General features: G+C 68.0%; 24 protein-coding genes and 3 tRNA genes. 22 read left to right on the forward strand and 5 right to left on the reverse strand.

Annotation, left to right across the window (positions count from 1 at the left end; translation table 11 throughout):
- Positions 1–7 precede the first annotated feature (7 nt).
- Both ACM0M4_RS10405 and ACM0M4_RS10410 read left to right on the forward strand, forming a co-directional pair.
- A complete protein-coding gene (locus tag ACM0M4_RS10405; protein WP_003113933.1) occupies positions 8–1,219 on the forward strand; it encodes an O-succinylhomoserine sulfhydrylase in 1,212 nt (403 codons plus the stop codon).
- The gene (locus ACM0M4_RS10410) at positions 1,216–1,983 is read left to right on the forward strand and encodes an SDR family oxidoreductase (protein WP_115288744.1); all 768 of its coding nucleotides are present in this window, start codon (positions 1,216–1,218) and stop codon (positions 1,981–1,983) included. The genes ACM0M4_RS10405 and ACM0M4_RS10410 overlap by 4 nt, the downstream gene beginning before the upstream one ends.
- An 86-nt stretch (positions 1,984–2,069) precedes the next feature.
- On the opposite strand, the gene xcpQ is transcribed toward ACM0M4_RS10410, so the two are convergent.
- On the reverse strand, positions 2,070–4,046 hold the full coding sequence (gene xcpQ / locus ACM0M4_RS10415) for a GspD family T2SS secretin variant XcpQ (RefSeq protein ID WP_003103536.1): 1,977 nt from the start codon (positions 4,044–4,046) through the stop codon (positions 2,070–2,072).
- Between the two features lie 4 nt (positions 4,047–4,050).
- Positions 4,051–4,758, reverse strand: coding sequence for a type II secretion system protein N (xcpP, locus tag ACM0M4_RS10420; RefSeq protein ID WP_003119750.1), 708 nt, complete (start codon positions 4,756–4,758; stop codon positions 4,051–4,053).
- A gap of 219 nt (positions 4,759–4,977) precedes the next feature.
- Between xcpP and xcpR the strand changes: the two genes are divergently transcribed.
- The 12 genes from xcpR (at position 4,978) to ACM0M4_RS10480 (ending at position 12,942) form a co-directional block, all read left to right on the forward strand.
- A complete protein-coding gene (gene xcpR, locus ACM0M4_RS10425; RefSeq protein WP_003091377.1) occupies positions 4,978–6,486 on the forward strand; it encodes a GspE family T2SS ATPase variant XcpR in 1,509 nt (502 codons plus the stop codon).
- The gene (xcpS, locus tag ACM0M4_RS10430; protein ID WP_003091376.1) at positions 6,486–7,703 is read left to right on the forward strand and encodes a GspF family T2SS innner membrane protein variant XcpS; all 1,218 of its coding nucleotides are present in this window, start codon (positions 6,486–6,488) and stop codon (positions 7,701–7,703) included. The genes xcpR and xcpS overlap by 1 nt, the downstream gene beginning before the upstream one ends.
- Before the next feature lie 4 nt (positions 7,704–7,707).
- Positions 7,708–8,154 carry a GspG family T2SS major pseudopilin variant XcpT gene (gene xcpT, locus ACM0M4_RS10435; RefSeq protein WP_003119751.1) on the forward strand — a complete coding sequence of 149 codons (447 nt, stop codon included), beginning with the start codon at positions 7,708–7,710 and terminating at the stop codon, positions 8,152–8,154.
- A gap of 6 nt (positions 8,155–8,160) precedes the next feature.
- Complete coding sequence (xcpU, locus tag ACM0M4_RS10440; RefSeq protein ID WP_003103530.1) at positions 8,161–8,679, forward strand: GspH family T2SS minor pseudopilin variant XcpU; 519 nt, start codon at positions 8,161–8,163, stop codon at positions 8,677–8,679.
- Positions 8,676–9,065, forward strand: coding sequence for a GspI family T2SS minor pseudopilin variant XcpV (gene xcpV / locus ACM0M4_RS10445; RefSeq protein ID WP_003103528.1), 390 nt, complete (start codon positions 8,676–8,678; stop codon positions 9,063–9,065). The genes xcpU and xcpV overlap by 4 nt, the downstream gene beginning before the upstream one ends.
- Positions 9,062–9,775, forward strand: a complete 714-nt coding sequence (xcpW, locus tag ACM0M4_RS10450) for a GspJ family T2SS minor pseudopilin variant XcpW (RefSeq protein WP_003110067.1) — start codon at positions 9,062–9,064, stop codon at positions 9,773–9,775. The genes xcpV and xcpW overlap by 4 nt, the downstream gene beginning before the upstream one ends.
- Positions 9,772–10,773: a GspK family T2SS minor pseudopilin variant XcpX gene (gene xcpX / locus ACM0M4_RS10455; protein WP_003119753.1), complete on the forward strand. Its 1,002-nt coding sequence runs from the start codon at positions 9,772–9,774 to the stop codon at positions 10,771–10,773. The genes xcpW and xcpX overlap by 4 nt, the downstream gene beginning before the upstream one ends.
- On the forward strand, positions 10,770–11,918 hold the full coding sequence (gene xcpY, locus ACM0M4_RS10460; RefSeq protein ID WP_003103522.1) for a GspL family type II secretion system protein XcpY: 1,149 nt from the start codon (positions 10,770–10,772) through the stop codon (positions 11,916–11,918). Before xcpX ends, xcpY begins: the two co-directional genes overlap by 4 nt.
- A 1-nt stretch (position 11,919) precedes the next feature.
- The gene (xcpZ, locus tag ACM0M4_RS10465) at positions 11,920–12,444 is read left to right on the forward strand and encodes a GspM family type II secretion system protein XcpZ (protein WP_003103519.1); all 525 of its coding nucleotides are present in this window, start codon (positions 11,920–11,922) and stop codon (positions 12,442–12,444) included.
- A gap of 138 nt (positions 12,445–12,582) precedes the next feature.
- Positions 12,583–12,658 (forward strand) — tRNA-Val (locus ACM0M4_RS10470).
- A gap of 16 nt (positions 12,659–12,674) precedes the next feature.
- Positions 12,675–12,751: transfer RNA gene (locus ACM0M4_RS10475), tRNA-Asp, on the forward strand.
- Positions 12,752–12,865: 114 nt separating this feature from the next.
- Positions 12,866–12,942, forward strand: a tRNA-Asp gene (locus tag ACM0M4_RS10480).
- Positions 12,943–13,229: 287 nt separating this feature from the next.
- Here ACM0M4_RS10480 and ACM0M4_RS10485 read toward each other — a convergent pair.
- Positions 13,230–14,267: an AraC family transcriptional regulator gene (locus ACM0M4_RS10485; RefSeq protein ID WP_003103517.1), complete on the reverse strand. Its 1,038-nt coding sequence runs from the start codon at positions 14,265–14,267 to the stop codon at positions 13,230–13,232.
- Entirely contained in the window at positions 14,264–15,382 is a 1,119-nt protein-coding gene (locus tag ACM0M4_RS10490) for a carbon-nitrogen hydrolase family protein (protein WP_003119757.1), read from the reverse strand. Before ACM0M4_RS10490 ends, ACM0M4_RS10485 begins: the two co-directional genes overlap by 4 nt.
- A 214-nt stretch (positions 15,383–15,596) precedes the next feature.
- Here ACM0M4_RS10490 and ACM0M4_RS10495 point away from each other — a divergent pair, with 214 nt between their 5' ends.
- From ACM0M4_RS10495 to ACM0M4_RS10505, 3 genes are all read left to right on the forward strand, one after another.
- Positions 15,597–17,636 (forward strand): NADPH-dependent 2,4-dienoyl-CoA reductase, encoded by a 2,040-nt coding sequence (locus ACM0M4_RS10495; protein ID WP_003103513.1) that lies wholly within the window; start codon positions 15,597–15,599, stop codon positions 17,634–17,636.
- Between the two features lie 336 nt (positions 17,637–17,972).
- Entirely contained in the window at positions 17,973–19,412 is a 1,440-nt protein-coding gene (locus ACM0M4_RS10500) for a hypothetical protein (RefSeq protein ID WP_003119759.1), read from the forward strand.
- 37 nt (positions 19,413–19,449) lie between these two features.
- Complete coding sequence (locus ACM0M4_RS10505; RefSeq protein WP_017001936.1) at positions 19,450–20,349, forward strand: 1-aminocyclopropane-1-carboxylate deaminase/D-cysteine desulfhydrase; 900 nt, start codon at positions 19,450–19,452, stop codon at positions 20,347–20,349.
- Here ACM0M4_RS10505 and ACM0M4_RS10510 read toward each other — a convergent pair whose 3' ends face one another.
- The gene (locus ACM0M4_RS10510; protein ID WP_019726529.1) at positions 20,350–21,315 is read right to left on the reverse strand and encodes a DUF1853 family protein; all 966 of its coding nucleotides are present in this window, start codon (positions 21,313–21,315) and stop codon (positions 20,350–20,352) included.
- Positions 21,316–21,439: 124 nt separating this feature from the next.
- Between ACM0M4_RS10510 and ACM0M4_RS10515 the strand changes: the two genes are divergently transcribed.
- The 5 genes from ACM0M4_RS10515 to ACM0M4_RS10535 all read left to right on the forward strand — a co-directional run bounded on the left by ACM0M4_RS10515 (position 21,440) and on the right by ACM0M4_RS10535 (position 25,344).
- Positions 21,440–22,327 (forward strand): NAD(+) kinase, encoded by an 888-nt coding sequence (locus ACM0M4_RS10515; protein WP_003091343.1) that lies wholly within the window; start codon positions 21,440–21,442, stop codon positions 22,325–22,327.
- Entirely contained in the window at positions 22,327–23,307 is a 981-nt protein-coding gene (locus ACM0M4_RS10520) for a metallophosphoesterase (RefSeq protein WP_003091336.1), read from the forward strand. The genes ACM0M4_RS10515 and ACM0M4_RS10520 overlap by 1 nt, the downstream gene beginning before the upstream one ends.
- A complete protein-coding gene (locus ACM0M4_RS10525) occupies positions 23,304–24,164 on the forward strand; it encodes a rhomboid family intramembrane serine protease (RefSeq protein WP_003104987.1) in 861 nt (286 codons plus the stop codon). Before ACM0M4_RS10520 ends, ACM0M4_RS10525 begins: the two co-directional genes overlap by 4 nt.
- An 83-nt stretch (positions 24,165–24,247) precedes the next feature.
- Entirely contained in the window at positions 24,248–24,511 is a 264-nt protein-coding gene (locus ACM0M4_RS10530) for a YeaC family protein (RefSeq protein WP_003104989.1), read from the forward strand.
- Positions 24,511–25,344 carry a DUF2797 domain-containing protein gene (locus ACM0M4_RS10535; protein WP_003091329.1) on the forward strand — a complete coding sequence of 278 codons (834 nt, stop codon included), beginning with the start codon at positions 24,511–24,513 and terminating at the stop codon, positions 25,342–25,344. Before ACM0M4_RS10530 ends, ACM0M4_RS10535 begins: the two co-directional genes overlap by 1 nt.
- Positions 25,345–25,359: the final 15 nt, after the last annotated feature.

Consider the following 25,359-nt stretch of genomic DNA (forward strand, 5'->3'; position numbering starts at 1 on the left):
GAGCGGCATGACTCAGGACTGGGATGCCGGGCGTCTCGACAGCGACCTGGAAGGCGCGGCCTTCGACACCCTGGCGGTTCGCGCCGGGCAACGGCGGACGCCGGAGGGCGAGCACGGCGAGGCGCTGTTCACCACTTCCAGCTACGTCTTCCGCACCGCCGCCGACGCGGCCGCGCGGTTCGCCGGCGAAGTGCCGGGCAACGTCTATTCGCGCTACACCAACCCCACGGTACGCACCTTCGAGGAGCGCATCGCCGCCCTCGAAGGAGCCGAGCAGGCGGTGGCCACGGCGTCGGGCATGTCGGCGATCCTCGCCCTGGTGATGAGCCTGTGCAGCTCCGGCGACCACGTGCTGGTCTCGCGCAGCGTGTTCGGCTCGACCATCAGCCTGTTCGACAAGTACTTCAAGCGCTTCGGTATCCAGGTCGACTATCCGCCGTTGAGCGATCTCGCGGCCTGGGAGGCAGCGTGCAAGCCGAATACCAAGCTGTTCTTCGTCGAGTCGCCATCCAACCCGCTGGCCGAGCTGGTGGATATCGCCGCTCTGGCCGAGATCGCCCACGCCAAGGGTGCGCTGCTGGCGGTGGACAACTGCTTCTGCACGCCGGCCCTGCAACAGCCGCTGAAGCTCGGTGCGGACGTGGTGATCCACTCCGCGACCAAGTACATCGACGGCCAGGGCCGGGGCATGGGCGGGGTGGTCGCCGGTCGCGGCGAGCAGATGAAGGAAGTGGTCGGCTTCCTCCGCACCGCCGGACCGACCCTCAGCCCGTTCAACGCCTGGCTGTTCCTCAAGGGCCTGGAAACCCTGCGTATCCGCATGCAGGCGCACAGCGCCAGTGCCCTGGCCCTGGCCGAATGGCTGGAGCGCCAGCCGGGCATCGAGCGGGTCTACTACGCGGGCCTGCCGAGCCATCCTCAGCATGAGTTGGCCCGGCGCCAGCAGAGCGGCTTCGGCGCGGTCGTCAGCTTCGACGTGAAGGGCGGGCGCGATGCCGCCTGGCGCTTCATCGACGCTACCCGGATGGTCTCGATCACCACCAACCTGGGCGACACCAAGACCACCATCGCCCACCCGGCGACCACCTCCCACGGTCGACTGTCCCCCGAGGACCGCGCGCGCGCCGGGATCGGCGACAGCCTGATCCGGGTCGCGGTCGGCCTGGAAGACCTCGACGACCTCAAGGCCGACATGGCTCGGGGGCTGGCCGCGCTGTGATCGAACCCAACCTGCGAGGCAACGGCAAGGTCGCCCTGGTCGCCGGGGCGGCCCGGGGCATTGGCCTGGGCATCAGTGCCTGGCTGATCGCCGAGGGCTGGCAGGTAGTGCTTGCCGACAACGACCGTGAACGCGGGGCCAGGGTGGCCGAGGCGCTGGGCGAGCACGCCTGGTTCGTGGCCATGGACGTGGCCCAGGAGGGCCAGGTGGCGATGAGCGTGGCTGAGGTGCTCGGTCAGTTCGGCCGCCTCGACGGCCTGGTCTGCAACGCCGCCATCGCCAATCCGCGCAATACGCCGCTGGAGGCGCTGAGTCTCGGCGAGTGGACCCGGACCCTGGCGGTCAACCTGACCGGTCCGATGCTGCTGGCCAAGTACTGCACGCCTTATCTGCGCGCGCACAATGGCGCCATCGTCAACATCGCCTCGACTCGTGCCCACCAGTCGGAGCCTGACTCCGAGGCCTACGCCGCGAGCAAGGGCGGGTTGCTGGCGCTGACCCATGCCCTGGCCGCCAGCCTGGGCCCGGATATCCGTGTCAATGCGCTCAGCCCCGGCTGGATCGATACCCGCGAGGCCGCCGAGCGCGAGGCTGCGCCGCTGACCGAGCTGGACCACGACCAGCACCTGGTCGGCCGGGTCGGAACGGTGGAGGATGTCGCGTCGCTGGTGGCTTGGCTGCTCTCCGAGGACGCCGGTTTCGTCACCGGCCAGGAATTCCTGGTCGATGGCGGCATGACCCGGAAAATGATCTACCTCGACTGAGTTGGTGGGGAGATGCGGAAAAGGCGCTGTTCCGAAAGGAGCAGCGCCTTTTTTTCGTATGAGGCCGCCTTGCCGGTATGGCGCCGTTATTCCGTCTTCAGTTCGCGCAGATCGACGGCCTGTCCATCGAACAACTGGTTGGCGTTGGTCGGCAGGATGCTGGGTCGTCCCTCTGGGCCGCGAGTGCCGTCGATGACCCGGATGTCGCTGTATTTTTTGCCCGAGAGCGCGGCGAGACCGGCGCTGTCGCGGACCACCGTAGGACGCAGGAAGACCATCAGGTTGCGCTTGGTGTGGGTGTCCTTGGTGGAACGGAACAGGCGACCGAGCAATGGGATGTCCCCGAGCAGGGGAACCTTCGACTCGGCTTGGGAAACGTCGTCCTGGATCAGGCCGCCGATCACGATCACCTGGCCGTTCTCGGCGAGGATGGTGCTCTTGATCGAGCGCTTGCTGGTGATCAGGTCGGTATTGTTGCGCTGCTGGGCGTTGGGCAGCAGGGCCGAGATCTCCTGCTCGATCTCCAGGCGCAGGGCCGCGCCGTCGTTGATGTGCGGAGTGACCTTGAGGCTGACGCCGATATCCTTGCGCTCCACGGTGGTGAACGGGTTGCTCGAACCTTCGCTGTTGGTGGTGTAGGAGCCGGTCTGGAACGGTACGTTCTGGCCGACCAGAATCTCCGCTTTCTGGTTGTCCAGGGTCAACAGGCTCGGGGTCGACAGCAGGTTGCTCTTGGTGTTGGCCGAGAGCGCGGTGACCAGCGCGCCGAAGCTGCTGCTGCCGATGCCGACGATGGCGCCGTCGGGGATGGATTCCGGTGCCTTGTTGCTCTCGAGCGATTGCAGCAGGGTGCCGATGGACAGTCCGGTATTGGCGAAGTTGGTCTTGGTTCCGCCCATGCCGCCCTTGTTGATCGCCCATTGCACGCCGACGGCATCCTGGATGTCGCCGGAGATCTCGACGATGGCCGCTTCCACCAATACCTGGGCACGCGGCACGTCGAGCTGGCGAACGATGTCTTCGAGAGCGTTGACCGTGTCCGGGTCGGCCAGCAGGACCAGGGCGTTGGTGCTTTCGTCGGCACGGATGAGGATGTTGCTCGGTCGGCCGCCGCCGGTCTGTTCGCCGCCCTGGCCGCCATTGTTCTTCATGCCTTCGGAAATCTGGCCGAGGGTTTCCGCGAGGGTCTTGGCGTCGTTGTGGCGCAGGCGGATCACCCGGGTGTTGGCTGAGCGCGCGGTCGGGGTGTCCAGCGATTGCGCCAGTTGCACCAGCTTGGCGCGCGCCTGCGGCGGGCCGAGGATGATCAGGCGGTTGGTGCGCGCGTCGGCGATCACCTGGGCGCCCGCCGCGCCCTTGGCCTGGCCGCGGCTCATGGCGTTGTTGAGCACCTCGGCGGCGTCCATCACCCAGCCGTAGCGCAGGTTGATCACGCTGTAGTCGTGGCTGCCCTTCTGGTCGAGCTGGCGGATCACGTCTTCTATTCGCGCGATATTGGCGCTGCGGTCGCTGATGATCAGCGCGTTGGCCGAGGGCACCGCGGCGAGGTGGCCATATTGTGGGACCAGCGGACGGATCAGCGGGATGAGTTCCGATACCGGGCTCTGCTGCACCTGGATCACCCGCGTCTCCAGGCGATCCGGCGCGCTCTGGCCGCCGCCGGCCTCGGTCTTGGCCTCGGCGTTGGGCACGATGCGCGCCTGGTCGCCCTGGGCAACCACGGTGAAGCCGTGGGTGCTCATCACCGAGAGGAACAACTGGTAGACCTCGCTCAACGAGAGCTGGGCCTTGGAGACCACGCTGACCTGGCCCTTGACCCGCGGGTCGACGACGAAGGTCTCGCCGGTGATTTCGGAAATCTGGTCGATGAATTCGCGGATGTCGGCATCCTTGAGGTTGATCGTCCAGTGCGCCTCCTGCTGGTTGCCGGCCGGGACGAAGGCGTTCCCGCCGCTGTTTTCGGCGTGCGCCGCCTGGATGCCGAGGGCCAGGCTGAGAAGGACGGCGGGAACGTACGAACGACTGGAAGGGGCAAACAGGGCGCGGAGCAAAGGCTGGGACATCGGGTCAGTCGCTTTCCGTAGGCGTGGTCGTGGGCTCGCTCGAGTCTTCTTCGGCGGGTTCTGCGATGGGCGTGGCTTCCATCTGCTGGCGCAAGGCGTCCAGGCGCTCGCGCAATGCTGCAGCGTTCTCATCCTGCAGGCTTTGCAGTTGTTCGATCGAGTCGTTCTCGCTTGTAATGTCGTCCGCGCTGGCCAGCAGTCCCCCGGAACGGTGCGGGAAGGGCAGGCTTTCCAGGCGCCCGCCGCGCTGCAGTTCGACGCGGTCGCGGTAGACCGCGTGCAGCTTCACGCCGTCGCTGATCTCGCCGCCGACCGCGTAGCGGTGCGGCTTGTCGCCCTGGCGCTGGATGATCGCGCTGGACAGCTTGGGATCGCTCTGGACGAAGCTGCCCTTGAGCACCAGGTCGAGGTTGGTGGCCGGTGGCGGGGCGTTGGGGTCCTGGGCGCTGGTGCCGAAGAGGCGCGCCAGGCGGGTCGGATCGCTGCGGATCGACTCGTGGCTGACCGGCGAGGCGGCGACGGCTACCGGGCTGCGTTGCAGGCGCAACCAGCCGGCCGCCTGCCAGGCGAGGCTGATGCTCATGGCGATGATCAGGGCAACAGCCAGAAGGGCCGGGGCGTACCGCTGCAGCCAGCGGGAAGAGGCGCCGGAGAAAGGCAATACATCACTCCTGGTCTTTATCGTTATGTCTGAAGATCGCCGAGGGATCATAGCAGTTCGTTGCCAGTAGGCTACCTACTTCTATCAATAGGTGTGACTGGCCGGGCCAGGCACGCTTGTGCTTAAGATAACGGCTCGCCAGGATACTTCTGCAAGAGGAACTCGGGATCGGCCGCACAAAACGACTAACAACTAACAATACTGACGGTAACCGTTCAGTGGTCATATACGACCAAGATACTTCTGTAAGGTTACCGCTATAAGGCATCCATGATGACAGCCCCATTACCCGACATCGCCGCGCCGGCCGCACCGCCACGGCGTCTGCCGTTCAGCTTCGCCAAGCGCCAGGGCCTGCTGTTCCTGTGCCTGGAGGAGCAGTACTGGCTGGCCTGCCGGCCGCAGGTGGAGCTGGCGGCGATCGCCGAGGCGCAGCGCTTCGCCGGCCGCCGCCTGCCGCTCAAGGCGCTCGGCGAGGACGCCTTCAACCAGGCCCTGGCGGCCTCCTACCAGCACGACTCCTCGGCGGCCATGCAGCTCGCCGAGGACCTCGGCGGCAGCCTGGACCTCGCCGCGCTGGCCGACCAGGTCCCGGAAACCGAGGACCTGATGGAGCAGGAGGACGACGCGCCGATCATTCGCCTGATCAACGCGATCCTCGGCGAGGCGATCCGCGAGAACGCCTCGGACATCCACCTGGAAACCTTCGAGAAACGCCTGGTGGTGCGCTTCCGCGTCGACGGCGTGCTGCGCGAGGTGCTGGAGCCCAAGCGCGAGCTGGCGGCCCTGCTGGTATCGCGGATCAAGGTCATGGCACGGCTGGACATCGCCGAGAAGCGTATTCCCCAGGATGGGCGGATTTCCCTGCGGGTCGGCGGGCGCGAGGTGGACATCCGCGTCTCGACCCTGCCCTCGGCCAACGGTGAACGGGTGGTGCTGCGTCTGCTCGACAAGCAGGCCGGGCGCCTGAACCTGCAACACTTGGGCATGAGCGAGCGCGACCGCAAGCTGATGGACGAAACGGTGCGCAAGCCGCACGGCATCCTGCTGGTCACCGGCCCCACCGGCTCGGGCAAGACCACCACCCTGTACGCCAGCCTGACCACGCTCAACGACCGCACGCGGAACATCCTCACCGTCGAGGATCCGATCGAATACCACCTGGAGGGCATCGGCCAGACCCAGGTCAACGCCAAGGTCGACATGACCTTCGCCCGCGGCCTGCGGGCGATCCTCCGGCAGGACCCGGACGTGGTGATGGTCGGCGAGATCCGCGACCGGGAGACCGCCGAGATCGCGGTGCAGGCTTCGCTGACCGGCCACCTGGTGCTCTCGACCCTGCACACCAACAGCGCCATCGGCGCGATCACCCGCCTGGTGGACATGGGCATCGAGCCGTTCCTGCTGTCCTCCTCCATGCTTGGCGTGCTGGCCCAGCGCCTGGTGCGGGTGCTCTGCCCGGCGTGCAAGGAGCCCTACCGGGCCGACGAGGCCGAGTGCGCGCTGCTCGGCGTCGATCCCGCCGCGCCGCCGACCCTGCATCGCGCCCGCGGCTGCGGCGAGTGCCACCAGCATGGCTATCGCGGGCGTACCGGTATCTATGAGCTGGTGGTGTTCGACGACCACATGCGCTCGCTGATCCACAACGAATCCTCCGAGCAGGAAATGACCCGGCATGCCCGCACCAGCGGACCGAGCATCCGCGACGACGGTCGGCGCAAGGTGCTGGAAGGCGTCACCACGGTCGAGGAAGTCCTGCGCGTGACCCGGGAAGAATAATGGCCGCCTTCGAATACCTCGCCCTCGACCCCAGCGGTCGCCAGCAGAAGGGCGTGCTGGAGGCGGACAGCGCGCGCCAGGTCCGCCAGTTGCTGCGCGAGCGCCAATTGGCGCCGCTCGACGTGAAGCCCACCCGTACCCGCGAGCAGAGCGGGCAGGGCGGGCGCCTGACGTTCGCCCGCGGACTGTCCGCGCGCGACCTGGCATTGGTGACCCGGCAACTGGCGACCCTGGTCCAGGCCGCGTTGCCGATCGAGGAGGCGCTGCGCGCCGCCGCGGCGCAGTCCACCTCGCAGCGCATCCAGTCGATGCTTCTCGCGGTGCGCGCCAAGGTCCTCGAAGGCCATAGCCTGGCCGGCAGCCTGCGCGAGTTTCCCACCGCCTTTCCCGAGCTGTACCGGGCGACTGTGGCTGCCGGCGAGCATGCCGGGCACCTCGGCCCGGTGCTGGAGCAACTTGCCGACTACACCGAGCAGCGCCAGCAGTCGCGGCAGAAGATCCAGCTGGCGCTGCTCTATCCGGTGATCCTGATGGTCGCTTCGCTGGCCATCGTCGGCTTCCTGCTGGGCTACGTGGTGCCCGACGTGGTCCGGGTGTTCATCGACAGCGGGCAGACCCTGCCGCTGTTGACCCGCGTGCTGATCGGCGTCAGCGACTGGGTCAAGGCCTGGGGCGCGCTGGCCTTCGTCGCGGCGATCGGCGGGGTGATCGGCTTCCGCTACGCGCTGCGCAAGGATGCCTTTCGCGAGCGCTGGCATGGCTTCCTGCTGCGCGTGCCGCTGGTCGGTCGGCTGGTGCGTTCCACCGACACCGCGCGCTTCGCCTCGACCCTGGCGATCCTCACCCGCAGCGGCGTGCCGCTGGTGGAGGCGCTGGCGATCGCCGCCGAGGTGATCGCCAACCGGATCATCCGCAACGAAGTGGTCAAGGCCGCGCAGAAGGTCCGCGAGGGCGCCAGCCTGACCCGCTCGCTGGAAGCCACCGGACAGTTCCCGCCGATGATGCTGCACATGATCGCCAGCGGCGAGCGCTCCGGCGAGCTGGACCAGATGCTGGCGCGCACCGCGCGCAACCAGGAGAACGACCTGGCGGCGCAGATCGGCCTGATGGTCGGCCTGTTCGAACCGTTCATGCTGATATTCATGGGCGCGGTGGTGCTGGTCATCGTCCTTGCCATTCTTCTTCCGATCCTTTCTCTCAACCAACTCGTGGGGTAATCGCGTGAATCAGAGCCGCCCATTGCAGCGTCGCCAACAGTCGGGCTTCACCCTGATCGAAATCATGGTCGTGGTGGTCATCCTCGGCATCCTCGCCGCCCTGGTGGTGCCGCAGGTGATGAGCCGTCCCGACCAGGCCAAGGTCACCGTGGCCAAGGGCGACATCAAGGCCATCGCTGCCGCGCTGGACATGTACAAGCTGGACAACTTCGCCTATCCGAGCACCCAGCAGGGCCTCGAGGCGCTGGTGAAGAAGCCCACCGGCAATCCGCAGCCGAAGAACTGGAACAAGGACGGCTACCTGAAGAAGCTGCCGGTCGATCCGTGGGGCAATCCCTACCAGTATCTGGCGCCGGGCACCAAGGGCCCGTTCGACCTGTATTCGCTGGGCGCCGACGGCAAGGAAGGCGGCAGCGACAACGACGCCGACATCGGTAACTGGGACAACTGACCGGACATGCGGGCTTCGCGCGGCTTCACCCTCATCGAGCTGATGGTGGTGATGGTCATCATCAGCGTGCTGATCGGCCTGGCGGTGCTCAGCACCGGCTTCGCCAGCACCTCGCGGGAGCTGGACAGCGAGGCCGAGCGGCTCGCCGGGCTGATCGGCGTGCTGACCGACGAGGCCGTGCTGGACAACCGCGAGTACGGCCTGCGCCTGGAGCGCGATGCCTACCAGGTACTGCGCTACGACGAAGCGAAGGCGCGCTGGTTGCCGGTGGCGCGCGACAGCCACCGCCTGCCGGAGTGGGCGGAGCTGACCTTCGAGCTGGACGGCCAGCCGCTGGTGCTGGCCGGCAGCAAGGGCGAGAAGGAGCAGAAGAAAGGCACCGACCAGCCGCAATTGCTGATCCTCTCCAGTGGCGAACTCAGTCCGTTCCGCCTGCGCCTGGCCGAGCGCGGACCCGAGGGGCGGGCGTTGTCGCTGAGCAGCGACGGTTTCCGCCTGCCACGGGTCGAGGTGGCGCGGCGATGAAGCGCGCGCGTGGTTTCACCCTGCTGGAAGTGCTGGTGGCCCTGGCGATCTTCGCCATGGTCGCGGCCAGCGTGCTCAGTGCCAGCGCGCGCAGCCTGCAGAACGCCTCGCGGCTGGAAGACAAGACCCTGGCGATGTGGATCGCCGACAACCGTCTCAACGAATTGCAACTGGAACAGACGCCGCCCTCCAGCGGCCGCAACCAGGGCGAGCTGGAGTTCGCCGGGCGCCGCTGGGAGTGGCGCACCCAGGTCGACAGCACCGCCGAGCAGGATATGCGGCGGGTGATCGTCTGGGTCGCGGCGAAGCCCCTTGGCCGCGAGCGTGGCAGCATCGAGGAACGCGCCGCGGCGCGCCTCGTCGGTTTCCTCGGGAGCCAGCCATGAGGCTACAGCGGGGCTTCACCCTGCTCGAGCTGCTGATCGCCATCGCCATCTTCGCCCTGCTGGCCCTGGCCACCTACCGCATGTTCGACAGCGTGATGCAGACCGACCAGGCGACTCGCGTGCAGGAGCAGCGCATGCGCGAGCTGGTGCGGGCGATGGGCGCGCTGGAGCGCGACCTGACCCAGGCGGTCGAACGTCCGGTACGCGACGAACTGGGCGATAACCGTGGCGCCTTCCTCAGCGAGGGCGAGAACGACCAGATCGTCGAATTCACCCGTGGCGGCTGGCGCAACCCGCTCGGCCAGGCGCGCTCGCGCCTGCAGCGGGTGCGCTGGTCGCTGTCCGGGGAGACCCTCGAACGCCGCTACTGGCTGGTTCTGGACCGCGCCCAGGACAGCAAGCCACGGGTGCAGCAGGTGCTGGACGGGGTTACCGCGCTGAGCTGGCGCTTCCTCGACAAGGAGCACAACTGGCAGGGCCACTGGCCGACCGACGAAGGCAGCGAGGAGGAGCGCCTGGAAAGCCTGCCGCTGGCGGTGGAGATGACCCTGGAGCACCGCCACTACGGCAAGCTGGTGCGCGTCTGGCGTCTGCTCGATCCGCCGCTCAAGCAGGACCAGCCGCAGGGCCAGCCGGGCGGCGAGAATGGCGAGAACGGCGAGGGCGGAGTGCCGCAGCCGCCGGAAGGCATGCCGGGGGCGCCGGAATGAGGCGCGGGCAGAACGGCGTCGCGCTGATCACCGTGCTGCTGGTGGTGGCGGTGGTGACCATCGTCTGCGCCGGGCTGATCATCCGCCAGCAGTTGGCGATACGCAGCAGCGCCAACCAGTTGCACGTGCGCCAGGCCTGGCACTATGCGCTGGGCGGCGAACGCCTGGCGGAAGCGGTGCTGCGCCGCGACCTGCGCCAGGGCGGCGAGAATACCCGCGAGCCGGTGGACCACCTGGGCGAGGCCTGGGCTCGACCGATGACGCCGTTCAAGCTGGACGACGGCGGCGAGCTGCGGGTGCGGATCGAGGACCCCAGCGGACGTTTCAACCTCAACGGGCTGGTGCGCAAGCGCAAGGTCAAGCCGGATTCGGTGAAGCAGTTCCGTCGCCTGCTGGCCACCCTGGGGATGAAGGAAGAGATCGTCCAGGGCTTGCCGGACCGGCTGGCCGACTGGCTCGACGCCGACCAGAATCCGCAGGGCGAGCAAGGCGCCGAGGACAACCAGTACCTGCTGGAGGCGCCGGCCTACCGCGCCGCCAACCGCAGTTTCAAGGACGTGTCCGAGCTGCGCCTGCTGAAATTGTCGGAAGCCGACTATCGACGCCTGCTGCCGTTCGTCAGCGCCTTGCCCGAAGATGCGCCGCTGAACGTGAACACTGCCAGCGTGCCGGTGCTGGCCGCCATGTTCGAGATCGATCCGGGACAGGCGGAAAACATCGTGGCGGCCCGTGGGCGAGAAGGCTTCCAGGAGAAGACTGAGTTCAGCAAGCACCTGAACGAGTTGGGATCAAAGGCAAGTAACGTCAACTTTGCCGTCGGCACCCGCTACTTCCAGGTGATCAGCGAGGTCAGCCTGGGCGACCGCCGGCAGGTGCTGGTGAGTACCTTGCAGCGGGGCAAGGACGGCAAGATACGCGTAATGGCCCGCGACATGGGGCAGGGCGGCCTGCCCATCCCGTCGACGGGCGGCGACGATTGGAAGAAGGACGAGCGATGAGTGGAGTGAGTGCGCTGTTCCTGCCGCCCGCCAGCACGGCGGGGGCCGATGGGGAACTGGCGGTATGGTGGGTGCAGGATGGCGAGTGCCGGCGCGCGCCGTTCGCCCAGGCGCTGGCGGAGATCCGCGCGCCCTGGCGGCTGTACCTGCCGGTGGAGGCGGTGACCGCCTGCGCGGTGAACCTGCCTACACAGAAGGCGCGCTGGTTGCGCCAGTCGCTGCCGTTCGCGGTGGAGGAACAACTGGCCGACGATGTCGAGCAGATGCACCTTGCCCTTGGTCCGGCGCTGGCCGACGGCCGCCACCGGGTATTCGCGGTGCAGCGCACCTGGCTCGCCGCCTGGCTGGCGCTGGCCGAGGGCGCGGGCAAGGCGCCGGCTTCGCTGCATGTCGATGCCGATTGCCTGCCGGGCGAGGGCAGTTGCCTGTTCTGGCTGGAAGAGCGCTGGCTGCTCGGCGGCAGCGGCGCCGTACGCCTGGCCTGCGGCAGCGAGGATTGGCCGGTACTGCGCGACAGTTGCCCGCCGCCGCAGCGGGCCTTCGCCGCGCAGGAGGTGGCGCCCCTGGAGGGGGTGGAAGTCCAGGCCCTGGCGGGCAATCCGCACGTCTGGCTGAGCGAGCAGCCGCTGGGCACCGACCTGGCCCAGGCCGAGTTCGCCGCGCGCCAGCAGAGCAGCCAGTGGCGCCGCTGGCGGCCGCTGCTGGGGTTGGTCGGGCTGTGGCTGGTATTGCAATGGGGCTTCACCCTGGTCCAGGCCTGGCAGTTGCAGCGCGAAGGCGACCGCTACGCGGCGCAGAGCGCAGAACTCTACCGCCAGTTGTTTCCCGAGGACCGCAAGCTGATCAACCTGCGCGCGCAGTTCGACCAGCACCTGGCCGACAGCGCCAGCAGCGGCGGCGAGGGCCAGTTGCTCGGCCTGCTTGGCCAGGCCGCCACGGTGATCGGCGGCGAGCCGACGGTGAGCGTCGAGCAACTGGACTTCAGCGCCGCTCGCGGCGACGTCGCCCTCCAGGTGCGGGCTCCCGGTTTCGACGTGCTGGAACGGCTGCGTTCGCGTCTCAGCGAGTCCGGGCTGGCGGTGCAGCTGGGTTCGGCCAGCCGCGATGGCTCGACGGTCAGCGCGCGCCTGGTGATAGGAGGTTGAGATGAAGGTGATGACGCAATTCCACGAGCGCCTCAGGGCCCAGGCGGAAACCTCGCAGCTGGCGATCCGCTGGCGCGGGCTGCCGGCGCGGGACCGCCTGGCGCTGCTCTGGCTCGGCGCGTTCCTCCTGCTGGTGATGCTCTACCTGGCGCTGTGGCGCCCGGCCGAGCGCCATTTGCAGTCGGCGCGGCAGTACTTCACCGAACAGCGCGCGCTGCATGCCTACATCCAGCAGCAGGCGCCCAACGTGCGCCAGGCCGATGCCGCGGCGCCGCAGGCGCAGATCGACCCGGCGGCGCTGCAGGGCATGGTCACGGCTTCGGCGGCCCAGGCCGGACTGAGTGTCGAGCGCCTCGACAACGAAGGCGAGGGCGCCGTGCAGGTGGCCCTGCAGCCGGCGCCATTCGCCAAGCTGCTGCCCTGGCTGGAGCAGTTGAACGGGCAGGGCGTGCAGGTGGCGGAGGCCGGCCTGGACCGCCAGGTCGACGGCCGGGTCTCGGCGCGCCTGAGCCTGCGGGTCGAGTGAGCGGCCCGTGGCTGGGCCCGGCCTGGGCCCCGGCGCCGACCGTGGCGACAGGCGATCGCCGAAATTTCAAAAAAAATTCAATCAGGGCATTGACTTAGGTTTTTCGGTCGGTAGAATGCGCCCCACTTCGAGAGTGAAGGGTGATTAGCTCAGCTGGGAGAGCATCTGCCTTACAAGCAGAGGGTCGGCGGTTCGATCCCGTCATCACCCACCAATCTCGCAAGTTACGCGCAGCGGTAGTTCAGTCGGTTAGAATACCGGCCTGTCACGCCGGGGGTCGCGGGTTCGAGTCCCGTCCGCTGCGCCATTCACTTCCCCTCCCGAGTTCACCACCCCGAACTCGCCGTCTTCCACTAGAAGGCGGGCAGCCTGGCTGCAACAAGAGGAAGTCGCTTTACCGGGCATCTTGCCCAGCCGACGCGCAGCGGTAGTTCAGTCGGTTAGAATACCGGCCTGTCACGCCGGGGGTCGCGGGTTCGAGTCCCGTCCGCTGCGCCATACATCTTCACCACGCCGAGGCGGGGTGAGCCACGAAGAAAGCGGCCAATGGCCGCTTTTTTCGTTTCCGTCGTCCCCTGCGCCTTCCGTTTTCTCCTTGTTTGCCGGATTTCCTGCTCCGTCGGTCCGCGCGCGGTAATCCCGCTGTCATCTTCCTCGTCTACAGCTGAAAGACACAGACGAACGAAAGGTGATCCGCGATGGACGACTACCAGGAAGAACTGCTGGAGCAGCATGCCGCCGAATGCGATCTGCCAGAGCCGGCGGACGACGCCACCGAGATGTGATCAGGCGCTCTGTCGCTGGGCGCGGCGGAATTCGCCGGGCGTCTGCCCGCTCCAGCGCTTGAAGGCGCGCTGGAAGGCTTCCGCCGAGGCGAAGCCGAGCAGGTAGGCGATTTCGCCGAAAGCCAGGTCGGTCTCGCGGATGTAGACCATCGCCAGGTCGCGGCGGGTGTCGTTGAGGATGCTGCGGAACTGGGTGCCTTCCTCGGCCAGCTTGCGCCGCAGGGTCCAGGTCGGCAACTTGAGGCGCGCGGCGATTTCCTCGAGGTCCGGTTCGCGACCATTGAGCATCGGCCCCAGCAGGCGGCTGACGCGCTCGCGCCAACTGCGGGTGCGGGTCAACTGCTCCAGTTCGCGGTTGCAGAGTTCCAGCATCTGGCTCCAGGTGCTCGGACAGTGCTCGGCATTCGCCAGGGCCAGGCTGGCCTGGCTCAGGCGCAACTGGTTGGTCGGCGCGCCGAATTCCACCGGGCAGCCGAAGAATGCCTCGTAGCGCTCGGCCCAAGGCGGCGCTGGATATTCGATCTCCACCCGCTCCGCTTTCAACGGCTGCCTTGCCAGGGCGCCGAGATGGCTGATCCAGCCTGCCAGCACCGAATCGACGACGAAGCGGTTATAGGCGTTATAAGGGCTGATCGAATAGAAGCGCAGCCAGGCGCCGCCAGCGTCTTCCACCAGGCTCGACTGGCCCCGGTAGTTCTGCGCGTAAAGCGGTTCCAGGTGGATCATTGCCCGCGCGGCGGCGCGCAGGTTGGGCGCCTGGGCGACGCTGACGCCGGCCAGGCCCATCTGTCCGAGACGGCTCAGGCGGCCCATCTGCAGGCCAAGGGCGGGGTCGCCGCTGAGCTGTATGGCGGCATGGCCGAGGCGCATGTAGCGAGGGATCGACAGGCGCGCCCCGGGTTCGGCCAGGCGCCGCTGGTCGAGGCCGTACTGCTCGAGCAGTGCTGCGGGCTCGACGCCGGCGGCGAGCAGGGCGTCGGCCAGCGCCTGGACGAAGCCGACCGAGAGGTCGCCGAGGCGAACCCGGGGCGCGCTCATAGCCAGAGATTGACCAGTTGCGCACCGCCGCCGGGATTGGCCTGGCGCATGCCCTGCGACGAACCGAGCAGGCTCTGGCCGTCTTCGGTGACGTTCCACAGGCGGCTATGGGCGAAGGCCACGGCGGCGCCGCGCGCACCGCTGGCCAGCAGGCGCTCGCCGACCGCCAGGTGCTGCCAGGCCTCGGCGTTGCTCAGGCTGTTCGGCGCCAGGCGTACGTCGCCGGGAACCAGCTCCGCATCGAAGCCGGGCCAGGGCTGCTGCCAGCGACCGCTCTGGTTCAGGGCGGCGGGGATCGCCAGCAGTTCGACGCGCTGTTCGACCAGGGTGGCGTAGGTGTCCGGGTACCAGCTGTCGGTGCCGATCAGCACGCCCAGGCGTCCTGCCGGCGTATCCAGCACCTGCAGGCGCTCGCCGCGACCGTTGTTGAGGTAGCTCAGTTCGTGGCGGGTCGGGAACACCTTGCGTTGCGGCTGGCCGAGCGGCCGGCCGTCGGGACCGAAGGTCAGGCTGACGTTGTACAGCTGGCCGGTGCCGGGACGCAGCTCGCCGTCCTCGACCTCGGGGTCGGGCAGGACGATGGAGCCGGCGACCACCGTCACCTTGAAATCATGGGCGAGCCCGCCGAACAGGGTCTGGTAGTCGTGGGCCATGTCCACCGCCTTCATCCGGAACAGGGTGTCGGTGAGACGCTGATCGCCGCGCGCGGTGATCCAGCCGCGCGCCACCTTCAGTGGGTTGCTCGCGGCCATCCAGTCCATCGCCGTGGGCCAGTCGGCAGCGGCGTAGACCTCGGGCTTCTCGCCGCTGGCCACCAGCCAGGTGCCGACATGCTCGGGGAACACCACCACCGTGCGCTCGTTGAGCAGGCCCTGGCGGCGGGCATTTTCCAGGTAGGCGTGGAATTTCAGTTGCAACCGTTCGGCGCTCTGGTAGTCCGGCGTGAACAGTTCCGGCTGGACCGCCAGCAGGTTGCCGCGCTCGCCGGGCTGGCCCTGGACCACGCTGACCTGGCTGCGCAGGTCGGACAGGTAGTGGCCTACCGGGCGGCGTTCGGCCCAGCCGGCGTAGGCGGCGAAGAGGGTGATGAGGATCAGGAAGATCAGCTTGCGCATGCGGGTCTCCAAGGCAGCCCACAGGGTAGGGGAGTGGCGTCGGCTTGCCAAGCATCCCTGTGCATTCCGATCAGTAACTTGTCATTTAGGATCATTGAGCGCTCCGGTGGCGCTCCTTAGAGTCGTCGCCATACCGACCGCTGCCCGTCCCGCGCATTGCGCCCGAGGCCGCGGCATATCCGTGAACGCGTTTCGCCCGATGTGGAGACCCCCGATGACCGCCGCCGTTCCCTATCCGCACCTGCTCGCCCCGTTGGACCTCGGCTTCACCACCCTGCGCAACCGCACCCTGATGGGGTCCATGCACACTGGCCTGGAAGAGAAGCCGCAGGGCTTCGAGCGCATGGCGGCGTACTTCGCCGAACGCGCCCGCGGTGGCGTCGGCCTGATGGTCACCGGCGGCATCGGCCCGAACGAGGAGGGCGGCGTGTATTCCGGCGCGGCCAAGCTGAGCACGCCGGAAGAGGCGGAGAAGCACAGGATCGTGACCCAGGCGGTGCATGAGGCGGGTGGCAAGATCTGCATGCAGATCCTGCATGCCGGCCGCTACGCCTACAGTCCGAAGCAGGTGGCGCCGAGTGCGATCCAGGCGCCGATCAATCCGTTCAAGCCCAAGGAACTCGACGAGGAAGGCATCGAGAAGCAGATCGCCGACTTCGTCAACTGCGCCAGCCTGGCCCAGGTCGCCGGCTACGACGGCGTCGAGATCATGGGATCGGAAGGCTACTTCATCAACCAGTTCCTCGTGCAGCACACCAACCAGCGCACCGACCGCTGGGGCGGCAGCTACGAGAACCGCATGCGCCTGCCGGTGGAGATCGTCCGCCGGGTGCGCGAGGCGGTGGGGCCGAACTTCATCATCATCTATCGCCTGTCGATGCTCGACCTGGTCGAGGGCGGCAGCAGCTGGGACGAGATCGTGCTGCTGGCGAAGGCCGTCGAGAAGGCCGGCGCGACCCTGATCAATACCGGCATCGGCTGGCACGAGGCGCGCATCCCGACCATCGCCACCAAGGTACCGCGCGCGGCCTTCACCAAGGTCACCGCCAAGCTGCGCGGCGAGGTCGGCATCCCGCTGATCACCACCAACCGCATCAACACTCCCGAGGTGGCGGAGAAGGTCCTGGCCGAGGGCGATGCCGACATGGTCTCCATGGCCCGGCCGTTCCTCGCCGACCCGGATTTCGTCAACAAGGCCGCCGCCGGCCACGCCGAACGGATCAACACCTGTATCGGCTGCAACCAGGCCTGCCTCGACCACACCTTCGGCGGCAAGCTGACCAGTTGCCTGGTCAACCCGCGCGCCTGCCACGAAACCGAGCTGAACTACATCCCCACCACCAGGCCGAAGAAGATCGCCGTGGTCGGCGCCGGCCCGGCCGGCCTGGCCGCCGCCACCGTGGCCGCCGAGCGTGGGCACCGGGTCAGCCTGTTCGACGCCGCCGGCGAGATCGGCGGGCAGTTCAACGTGGCCAAGCGGGTTCCCGGCAAGGAAGAGTTCCACGAGACCCTGCGCTACTTCCGCAACAAGCTGGAGAGCACCGGTGTCGAACTGCACCTGAACCGCCGGGTCGACGTGGACGACCTGGTCGCGGGCGGCTACGACGAGATCGTCCTCGCCACCGGCATCGTTCCGCGCACACCGGCGATCCCCGGCATCGAGCATCCGAAGGTGATCAGCTACCTGGATGCGATCCTCGAGCGCAAGCCGGTGGGTGGCAAGGTGGCGGTGATCGGCGCCGGCGGCATCGGCTTCGACGTCTCCGAATTCATCACCCATGCCGGTCCGTCCACCAGCCTGGAGCGCGAGGCGTTCTGGAAGGAGTGGGGGATCGATACTCGCCTGGAAGCTCGCGGCGGCATCGCCGGGGTCAAGGCCGAGGTGCATCCGGCGGCGCGCCAGGTGTTCCTCCTGCAACGCAAGAAGAGCAAGGTCGGCGACGGCCTCGGCAAGACCACCGGCTGGATCCATCGCGCCGGCCTGAAGAACAAGCAGGTGCAGATGGTGAATGCCGTGGAGTATCTCGGGATCGACGACGCCGGCCTGCATATCCGCGTTGCCGAGGGCGAGCCGCAGGTGCTGCCGGTGGATACCGTGATCGTCTGCGCCGGCCAGGACCCGCTGCGCGAGTTGCAGGACGGCCTGCTGGCGGCCGGCCAGAGCGTGCACCTGATCGGTGGCGCCGACGTCGCCGCCGAGCTGGATGCCAAGCGCGCCATCAACCAGGGTTCGCGCCTGGCCGCCGAACTCTGAGAGCCTTTCCGCGATCTGTTGCGTAGCGGAGAAACTGCGTTGAAAACGGCTTTTCTCCAGCTCGCACAGGTTCTGCGTATCGCCCCTGTCCGCCCTCGTCGGCGCGGCGGGGCGCTGTGCACCGGTTCGGTGAACGGTGGCGCTCTGCCACGGTGATCTCCGTCCGCTCAAAACCCGACCGCTTCACAATTTCTCCTACCGCTCGGCGGGCCGTCCGGCATCGCCCGGGTGTCTGCCAACCCAGTCACATTGCCCGCGACATTTTTTCCCCTAGACTTGCCCGAACAACGAGATAGCGCCTGTTTTTCAGGTGACATGCCAGATGGGTACTGCCGGATGCGGGCCGCCTCGCCAGGCGTTCGAGGGTTAGCGATGAGCATGCAGAAAAAGCCACAGATGGCGGAGGCCGTGCTGTTCTTCAACGACAGCGGCGTCTGCAAGGAAATGCTGTATCCCGAATTCGAGGCGCTGCTCGATGGCCTGGTGCGCATGCCGGAATACGCCGACCGGCAGATGCACCTGGCCTATGTGTTGATCAATCCGCGCCTGCAGGCGCGGGCGGCGGTGTTCTTCTATCTCGATTTCGACGAGCAGGGCGGCGCCGACACCGGCTGGAACCTGCCTCTGCGCAACCTCGCCGAACGCGCCGGACGCGGCCCCGACATGGGCGGCGGGCCGATCCGCCTGGCCTGTCGCAGCCAGTGCCCGGTGTCCTGGCACCAGATGCACCTCTGGGACCCGGAGAGCAGCGCCGGACGCAACCATTTCGTGCTCATCCGCGACGCGCTCAGGCGCAACCAGCTGGGCCTGCTGGTGGACGAAGAGCCTGCCGCGGTGGAGCCGCAGCGGCTGCAGATGGCCGCCGAAGAGCAATGGTACGCCGCCGGTCCCGCCGCCCCGAAGGCACCGCCCGCGGAGCCTCCGCGCAAGCAGGAGGACGAGCAGACGGCGCGCCTGGCGCAACTGGTCAAGCAGCAGCGACAACAGCTCGCCGCCCTGGCCCGGCAGCAGGAGCAGCGCCTGGCCGGGCTCGCCCGGCAGCACGAAGAGGAACTGGCCAGGCGCGAACAGGACGCCCGCGGGCAACTGGACATCCTGCGCAGCGAAGTGCTCAGCCTGCAACAGGCCCTGGAACGGCAGGCGCGGGAGAACGCCGAATTGCAGCAGCGTCTGCTGGAACAGGGCGAGCAGTTCCAGCGCAACCGCGAGGAACTGACCCGGCAACTGCGTTTCATCGAGAACCAGGGGCGCAACGAGACCGACCTGCTGCGCTCGGAGTTCGCCGACGAACTGGAGGCTCGGGTGGCGGCGGCGGTGGCCGGCTACAAGGAGCAGGTCTCGATCCGCGACGTCGAACTGGCCTACCGCAACGAGCTGGACCAGCAACTGGAGCAGGAACTGGCCGAGCTGCGCGCCGAGCGCGACCGTCTGGCCGCCCAGGGGCCGGAGCAACTGCTGGAGCGTCTATCCGGCCAGGGCGTGGTATTCGTCGCCTACCATCCCGGCGCCGGGCACCTGACCATCCCCTTGCAGGACATCCCGCGTTACCAGGACAATCCGCTGGCCTACGCGGCGGCCAAGTGCTTCGTCTCCGAGAGCCAGTACCGCCAGTGGCTGGACCACTTCCAGCAGCCGCGCTGCGAGGCGCTGCTGCCCGGCGGCGAACGCTGCAACCTGCCGCTCGACCGGGTCGACAACCCGGCGCGCTTCGTCGCCGGTGACACCAACTGCTGCGCCCGGCACAAGACCACGGGGCGCCTGCGCACCGTGAGCTGACTCCTTGCCGTTTCCCCACTGGTCACCGCATACACCCTTGCAGCGTCTCGAACTCGACTGGCTGCAACGGGCCGGGGTCGAACTGGCGCTGCTGCGCCTGGACCAGGCCGATCCGCTGATCTCCGGCAACAAGGGGTTCAAGCTCGCGCCACACCTGGCGCTGGCCCACGAGCAGGGGCTGGACGGCCTGATCAGCCTCGGCGGCGCCCATTCCAACCACCTGCACGCGCTGGCCGGCGCTGGCGCGCGTTTCGGTTTCCGTTGCGTCGGCCTGTTGCGCGGACACGAAGTCGATACGCCGACGGTGCGCGACCTGCGCAGTCTCGGCATGGAACTGCACTGGCTCGGCTACGGCGGCTATCGCCAGCGGCATGCCGCCGGCTTCTGGCTTCCCTGGCGGGAACGTTACCCAGGCTTGCTGCCGGTCGCCGAGGGCGGTGGCGGGCTGCTGGGCGCGCGCGGTTGCATCGGGCTGGTGGAGCGCATAGCGACCCAGTTGCCGACGCTCGGCTGGGACGATTACGACGCGATCTGGGTGGCCGCCGGTACCGGTACGACACTGGCCGGCCTGGTGCTCGGCGAGGCCGGGCGGCATCCCGTGGTGGGCGCGCTGGCGGTGCCGGAGGACCACGGCGTCGCCGCCCAGGTCGCGGCGACCCTTGCCGAGGCGGGCTGGGCCGATGCCGGCTATCGCCTGCTGGACGCCAGCCGTGGCGGTTTCGCCCGCCTCGATGGGAAATTGGCGCGGTTCATCGTCGAGTTCGAGACGGCCAGCGGCGTCGCCCTCGAACCGCTGTACACCGGCAAGCTGCTGCTCGCCCTGCGCGAGGCCGTGGAGAGCGGCGCGGTGGCTCGCGGCAGCCGGCTGGTGGCGCTGCACAGCGGAGGTCTGCAGGGCCGCCGGGCATTGCAGGAGCGTTTGCTGGCGTTGCTCTGATCAGGCATCCGCGGCCTGGCGCGCGCTACCCCACAAGCTGAGCCCCGGTGGCCAGTCGTCGCTGGCCAGGAACAGGCGCTCGGCCTCTACCCAGTAGCCGTCGCGCGGCACCACCCTTACCAGCATTTGCGGACGTGCCTCGTCGGCGAAGGCGATGTTCCAGCAGGCGCCGTCGCGCGGTGGGTCGAGCGGGTCCTGCCGCCGCATGGCCGGCGCCAGCCAGTGCTCGCGCGACAGATGCAGCCAATGCTGCCCGGTCTGCGGTCCGGCCAGGCTGGCCAGGTACGCCGGCCAGTCGCGCTGGCGGAGCCAGCGGCCACGCAGATGCCGTGGCTCGATGTCGGCGGGCAGGCTGCCCGGCCCGGGCCAGGGATGGAACAGGTAGCCGCTCAGCCATAATGCGGAAACGGCCGATTCGGCGCCATGGGCGGCCAGCACCTGGCGACCCTCGCGGGTCGCCGCCAGCGGCAACTGGTGTCGGCAGAGGTGTTCCAGCTTGCGTGACAGGCGGTCCTGGCCGCCGGGCCCGAGCCAGTCGCCGGGGCCGGACTGGGGCCCCAGGTAGAGTTTGATCGCCAGTTCCAGGTGGTGGATGCCGTCGTCGTCCCGCAGCAGCAGGTCGAGTTCGCCAAGGGTATGCCCGCCGTCGCGCACCGGCAGGTTGGCGGCGATCAGGCGCACGTCCGGGGCTTGTTCCAGGGCGAATTGCCAGAGATGTTCGTAGTACAGGCCGAGACGCTGCCGTGGCCACTGCGCGAGCCAGGCGGCGAGGTGCTGCGGCTGTCGCTCCTGTTCGCGCAACCAGGCGGCCAGGCGCTCCGGTTCCTGGCGCCAGCGGCTGGCGGCGAGCGGATGGCGCTGCGGCTCCGGAGTCCGGCGCAGCAACGGCGGGGCGAGCAGGGTCCAGGCCAGGTCGCGGACGGCCGGGTGGTGCAATTCGTCGAGCAGTTCGGTCAGCAGCGTCATACCCTGAGGTTAGCCGGGTTGCGCCACTCGCGGCGATTTCCCGTACATGCGCGGGTTTGCCGCTGTCCGCGGCTTTCGCCCATAATCCGCTCTATCCCGCCCGCCAGCTTTTCGCAGGAACCGCATGGAACCCTTTCGCAATATCGGCATCATCGGCCGCCTCGGCAGCACCCAGGTGCTGGACACCATTCGCCGGCTGAAGAAATTCCTGATCGATCGCCACCTGCATGTGATCCTCGAGGACACCATCGCCGAAGTCCTGCCCGGACACGGCCTGCAGACCTGCTCGCGGAAGATCATGGGCGAGATCTGCGACCTGGTGGTGGTGGTCGGCGGCGATGGCAGCATGCTCGGCGCGGCCCGCGCGCTGGCCCGGCACAAGGTGCCGGTGCTGGGGATCAACCGCGGCAGCCTGGGCTTCCTCACCGACATCCGCCCGGATGAACTGGAGGCCAAGGTCGGCGAGGTGCTGGACGGCCAGTACATCGTCGAGAGCCGCTTCCTCCTCGATGCCCAGGTGCGTCGCGGTATCGACTCGATGGGGCAGGGCGATGCGCTCAACGACGTGGTCCTGCACCCGGGCAAGTCGACCCGGATGATCGAGTTCGAGCTGTATATCGACGGCCAGTTCGTCTGCAGCCAGAAGGCCGACGGCCTGATCGTCGCCACGCCCACCGGTTCCACCGCCTACGCGCTGTCCGCCGGCGGTCCGATCATGCATCCGAAGCTGGATGCCATCGTCATCGTGCCGATGTACCCGCACATGCTTTCCAGCCGCCCGATCGTGGTGGACGGCAACAGCGAGCTGAAGATCGTCGTGTCGCCGAACATGCAGATCTACCCGCAGGTCTCCTGCGACGGGCAGAACCATTTCACCTGCGCCCCCGGCGATACCGTGACGATCAGCAAGAAGCCGCAGAAGCTGCGCCTGATCCACCCCATCGACCACAACTACTACGAGATCTGCCGGACCAAGCTCGGCTGGGGCAGCCGCCTGGGCGGAGGCGACTGATGCAACTCGACCCCGGACGTGGCTACGACCTGATCGGCGATGTCCACGGCTGCGCGCATACCCTGGACCGCCTCCTCGACCTGCTCGGCTACCGCCTGCAGGGCGGTGTCTGGCGCCATCCGCGGCGCCAGGCGCTGTTCCTCGGCGACATCGTCGACCGCGGCCCGCGCATCCGCGAGGCCCTGCACCGGGTGCACGCGATGGTCGACGCCGGCGAGGCGCTGTGCATCATGGGCAACCACGAATTCAACGCGCTCGGCTGGAGCACCCCGGCGGCGCCCGGCAGCGGCCGCCAGTACGTCCGCGAGCATACGCCGCGGCATGCCCGGCTGATCAAGGAGACCCTCGAGCAGTTCGAGGGCCACGACGCCGACTGGCGCGACTTCCTCGGCTGGTTCCAGCAACTGCCGCTGTTCCTCGATGCCGGGCGCTTCCGCATGGTCCATGCCTGCTGGGACGGCGAGCTGATCGCGACCCTGCGCCGGCAGTTCCCCGACGGGCGGATCAGCGAAGCCTTCCTGCAGGAGTCGGCGGAGCCCGGCAGCTTCGCCGACCTGGCCTGCAACCGTCTGCTGCGCGGCACCGACATGCGCCTGCCGCACGGTGCCACCCTGACCAGCAGCGATGGCTATACGCGCGCCTTCTTCCGCACCAAGTTCTGGGTCGAGGACGAGGCGCCGCGCACCTACGGCGATATCGTCTTCCAGCCCGACGCGTTGCCCGAAGCGATCGCCCGCGAGCCGCTCAGCGAGGAGCAGAAGTCCAGCCTGCTGACCTACGGCGCCGACGAACCGCTGTTGTTCGTCGGCCACTACTGGCGACGCGGCACGCCGGCGCCGATCCGGCCGAACCTGGCCTGCCTGGACTACAGCGCGGTGATGTACGGCAAGCTGGCGGCCTACCGCCTGGATGAGGAAACCCGCCTGGACCGGCACAAGTTCGTCTGGGTCGAAGTGAAGCGGCCGGAGGCTGACGAGTGAGCGCGGTGCAGGTCCTGAAGTTTCCCCTGTCGGTCGACCTGGCCGGCTTCGTCGGCCTGCTGCGGCGTCTGAACGTGCCGCACCGGGTCAGCGAGGAATCCGGCCAGCAGGTCCTCTGGGTGCCCGACGAGCGGCTCGCCGAGCAGGTCCGCGAGTTGTACCGGCGTTATCCCGAAGGCGATCCGCAGGCGACCCTGGAGGCCGCGCCGCGACCGGCGGGGCAGGGTTTCGTCCGGCAACTGCGGATGAGCCCGATGACCGCCGCGGTGTTGCTGCTGACCTTCGTCGTCGCCGCTGTCACCTACCTTGGCGACAACTTCGCGACGATGCGCTGGCTGACCTTCCAGGACTTCCGTATCCAGGGCCAGTACGCGCTGTTCACGCCGTTGGCCGAGAGCCTGGCGGCGGGTCAATGGTGGCGGCTGTTCACGCCGATGCTGATCCACTTCGGCTGGCTGCACCTGGCGATGAACGCCATGTGGTTCTGGGAGCTGGGCCGGCGCATCGAATTCCGCCAGGGCCGTCCGATGCTGCTCGGCCTGACCCTGCTGTTCGGCCTGGTGTCCAACGTGGTGCAGTACGCGGTGAGCGGCGCCAGCCTGTTCGGCGGGTTGTCCGGGGTGCTCTATGGCCTGCTCGGGCACTGCTGGATCTTCCAGTACCTGGCGCCGAACCAGGCCTATCGCCTGCCCAGGGGCGTCGTGGCGATGATGCTGATCTGGCTGCTGGTGTGCCTGTCCGGGGTGATCGACCTGCTCGGTTTCGGCTCCATCGCCAACGGCGCGCACGTTGGCGGGTTGCTGGTCGGGTGCCTCAGCGGTTTGCTGGGCGGCCTGCTGGCGCGGCGTCGCCGTTGAGCGAGGGGCTGCGGCAGCTTCGATGTGCGCCGCCGGCCCCGGCCCGGTAGAATGGCCGGTACGCCTTTTCACCGGAGCCGGCCATGTCGTCCTTCAACCAAGCGATCGAGAACATCACTCCAGAGATCTACCAGAACCTCAAGCTGGCCATCGAGATCGGCAAGTGGCCGGACGGCCGCAAGCTGACCCAGGAGCAGAAGGAACTCTGCCTGCAGGCGGTGATCGCCTGGGAGCTGCAGAACCTCCCCGAGGAGGAGCGCACCGGCTACATGGGCCCGCAGCACTGCTCCTCGCATTCCGACGAGCCGATCCCGAACATCCTGTTCAAGTCGGACTCCGTGCACTGATGGAAGAAATCGCCCGCGGCGCGCTGAGCAAGATGACGGCGCGCCTGGAAAGCAATGCTCCCGTGCAATACGCCTTCCGCCTCGACGACCGCGAAGTCGCGGTGAACCCGCTGATCGGCCGGCCGCTGCGCCTGGAGTACCTCGGCAGCATCTTCTGCACCCATTGCGGCCGCAAGACGAAGAAGAGTTTCAGCCAGGGCTATTGCTATCCCTGCTTCACCCGGCTGGCGCAGTGCGACAGTTGCATCGTCAGCCCGGAGAAGTGCCACTACGAGCAGGGCACCTGCCGCGAACCGGAGTGGGGCGAGCGGTTCTGCATGACCGATCACGTGGTGTACCTGGCCAACTCCTCCGGGGTGAAGGTCGGCATCACCCGCGCCAGCCAGATTCCCACCCGCTGGATCGACCAGGGCGCGCGCCAGGCGCTGCCGATCCTGCGCGTGGCCACCCGCCAGCAGTCCGGCCTGGTGGAAGACCTGCTGCGCAGCCAGGTCGCCGACCGCACCAATTGGCGGGCCATGCTCAAGGGCGAAGCCGAGCCGGTCGATCTGGCGGCAGTCCGCGAGCAGTTGTTCGACCAGTGCGCCGACGGCCTGCGCGAATTGCAGCAACGTTTCGGCCTGCAGGCGATCCAACCGGTTATCGACCTCGATCCGCTCGAGATCGCCTACCCGGTCGAGGCCTACCCGAGCAAGGTCGCCAGCCTCGACCTGGAAAAAACGCCTATCGTCGAAGGCACGCTTCGCGGTATCAAGGGCCAGTACCTGATCCTCGACACCGGGGTGATCAACATTCGCAAATACACGGCCTACCAGATCGCCGTGCATCACTGAGCAGAAGGGCCACAA

The organism is Pseudomonas sp. 18-147 (genome assembly GCF_051048045.1).
In the GTDB taxonomy this organism is placed as follows: Bacteria; Pseudomonadota; Gammaproteobacteria; order Pseudomonadales; family Pseudomonadaceae; genus Pseudomonas; species Pseudomonas aeruginosa.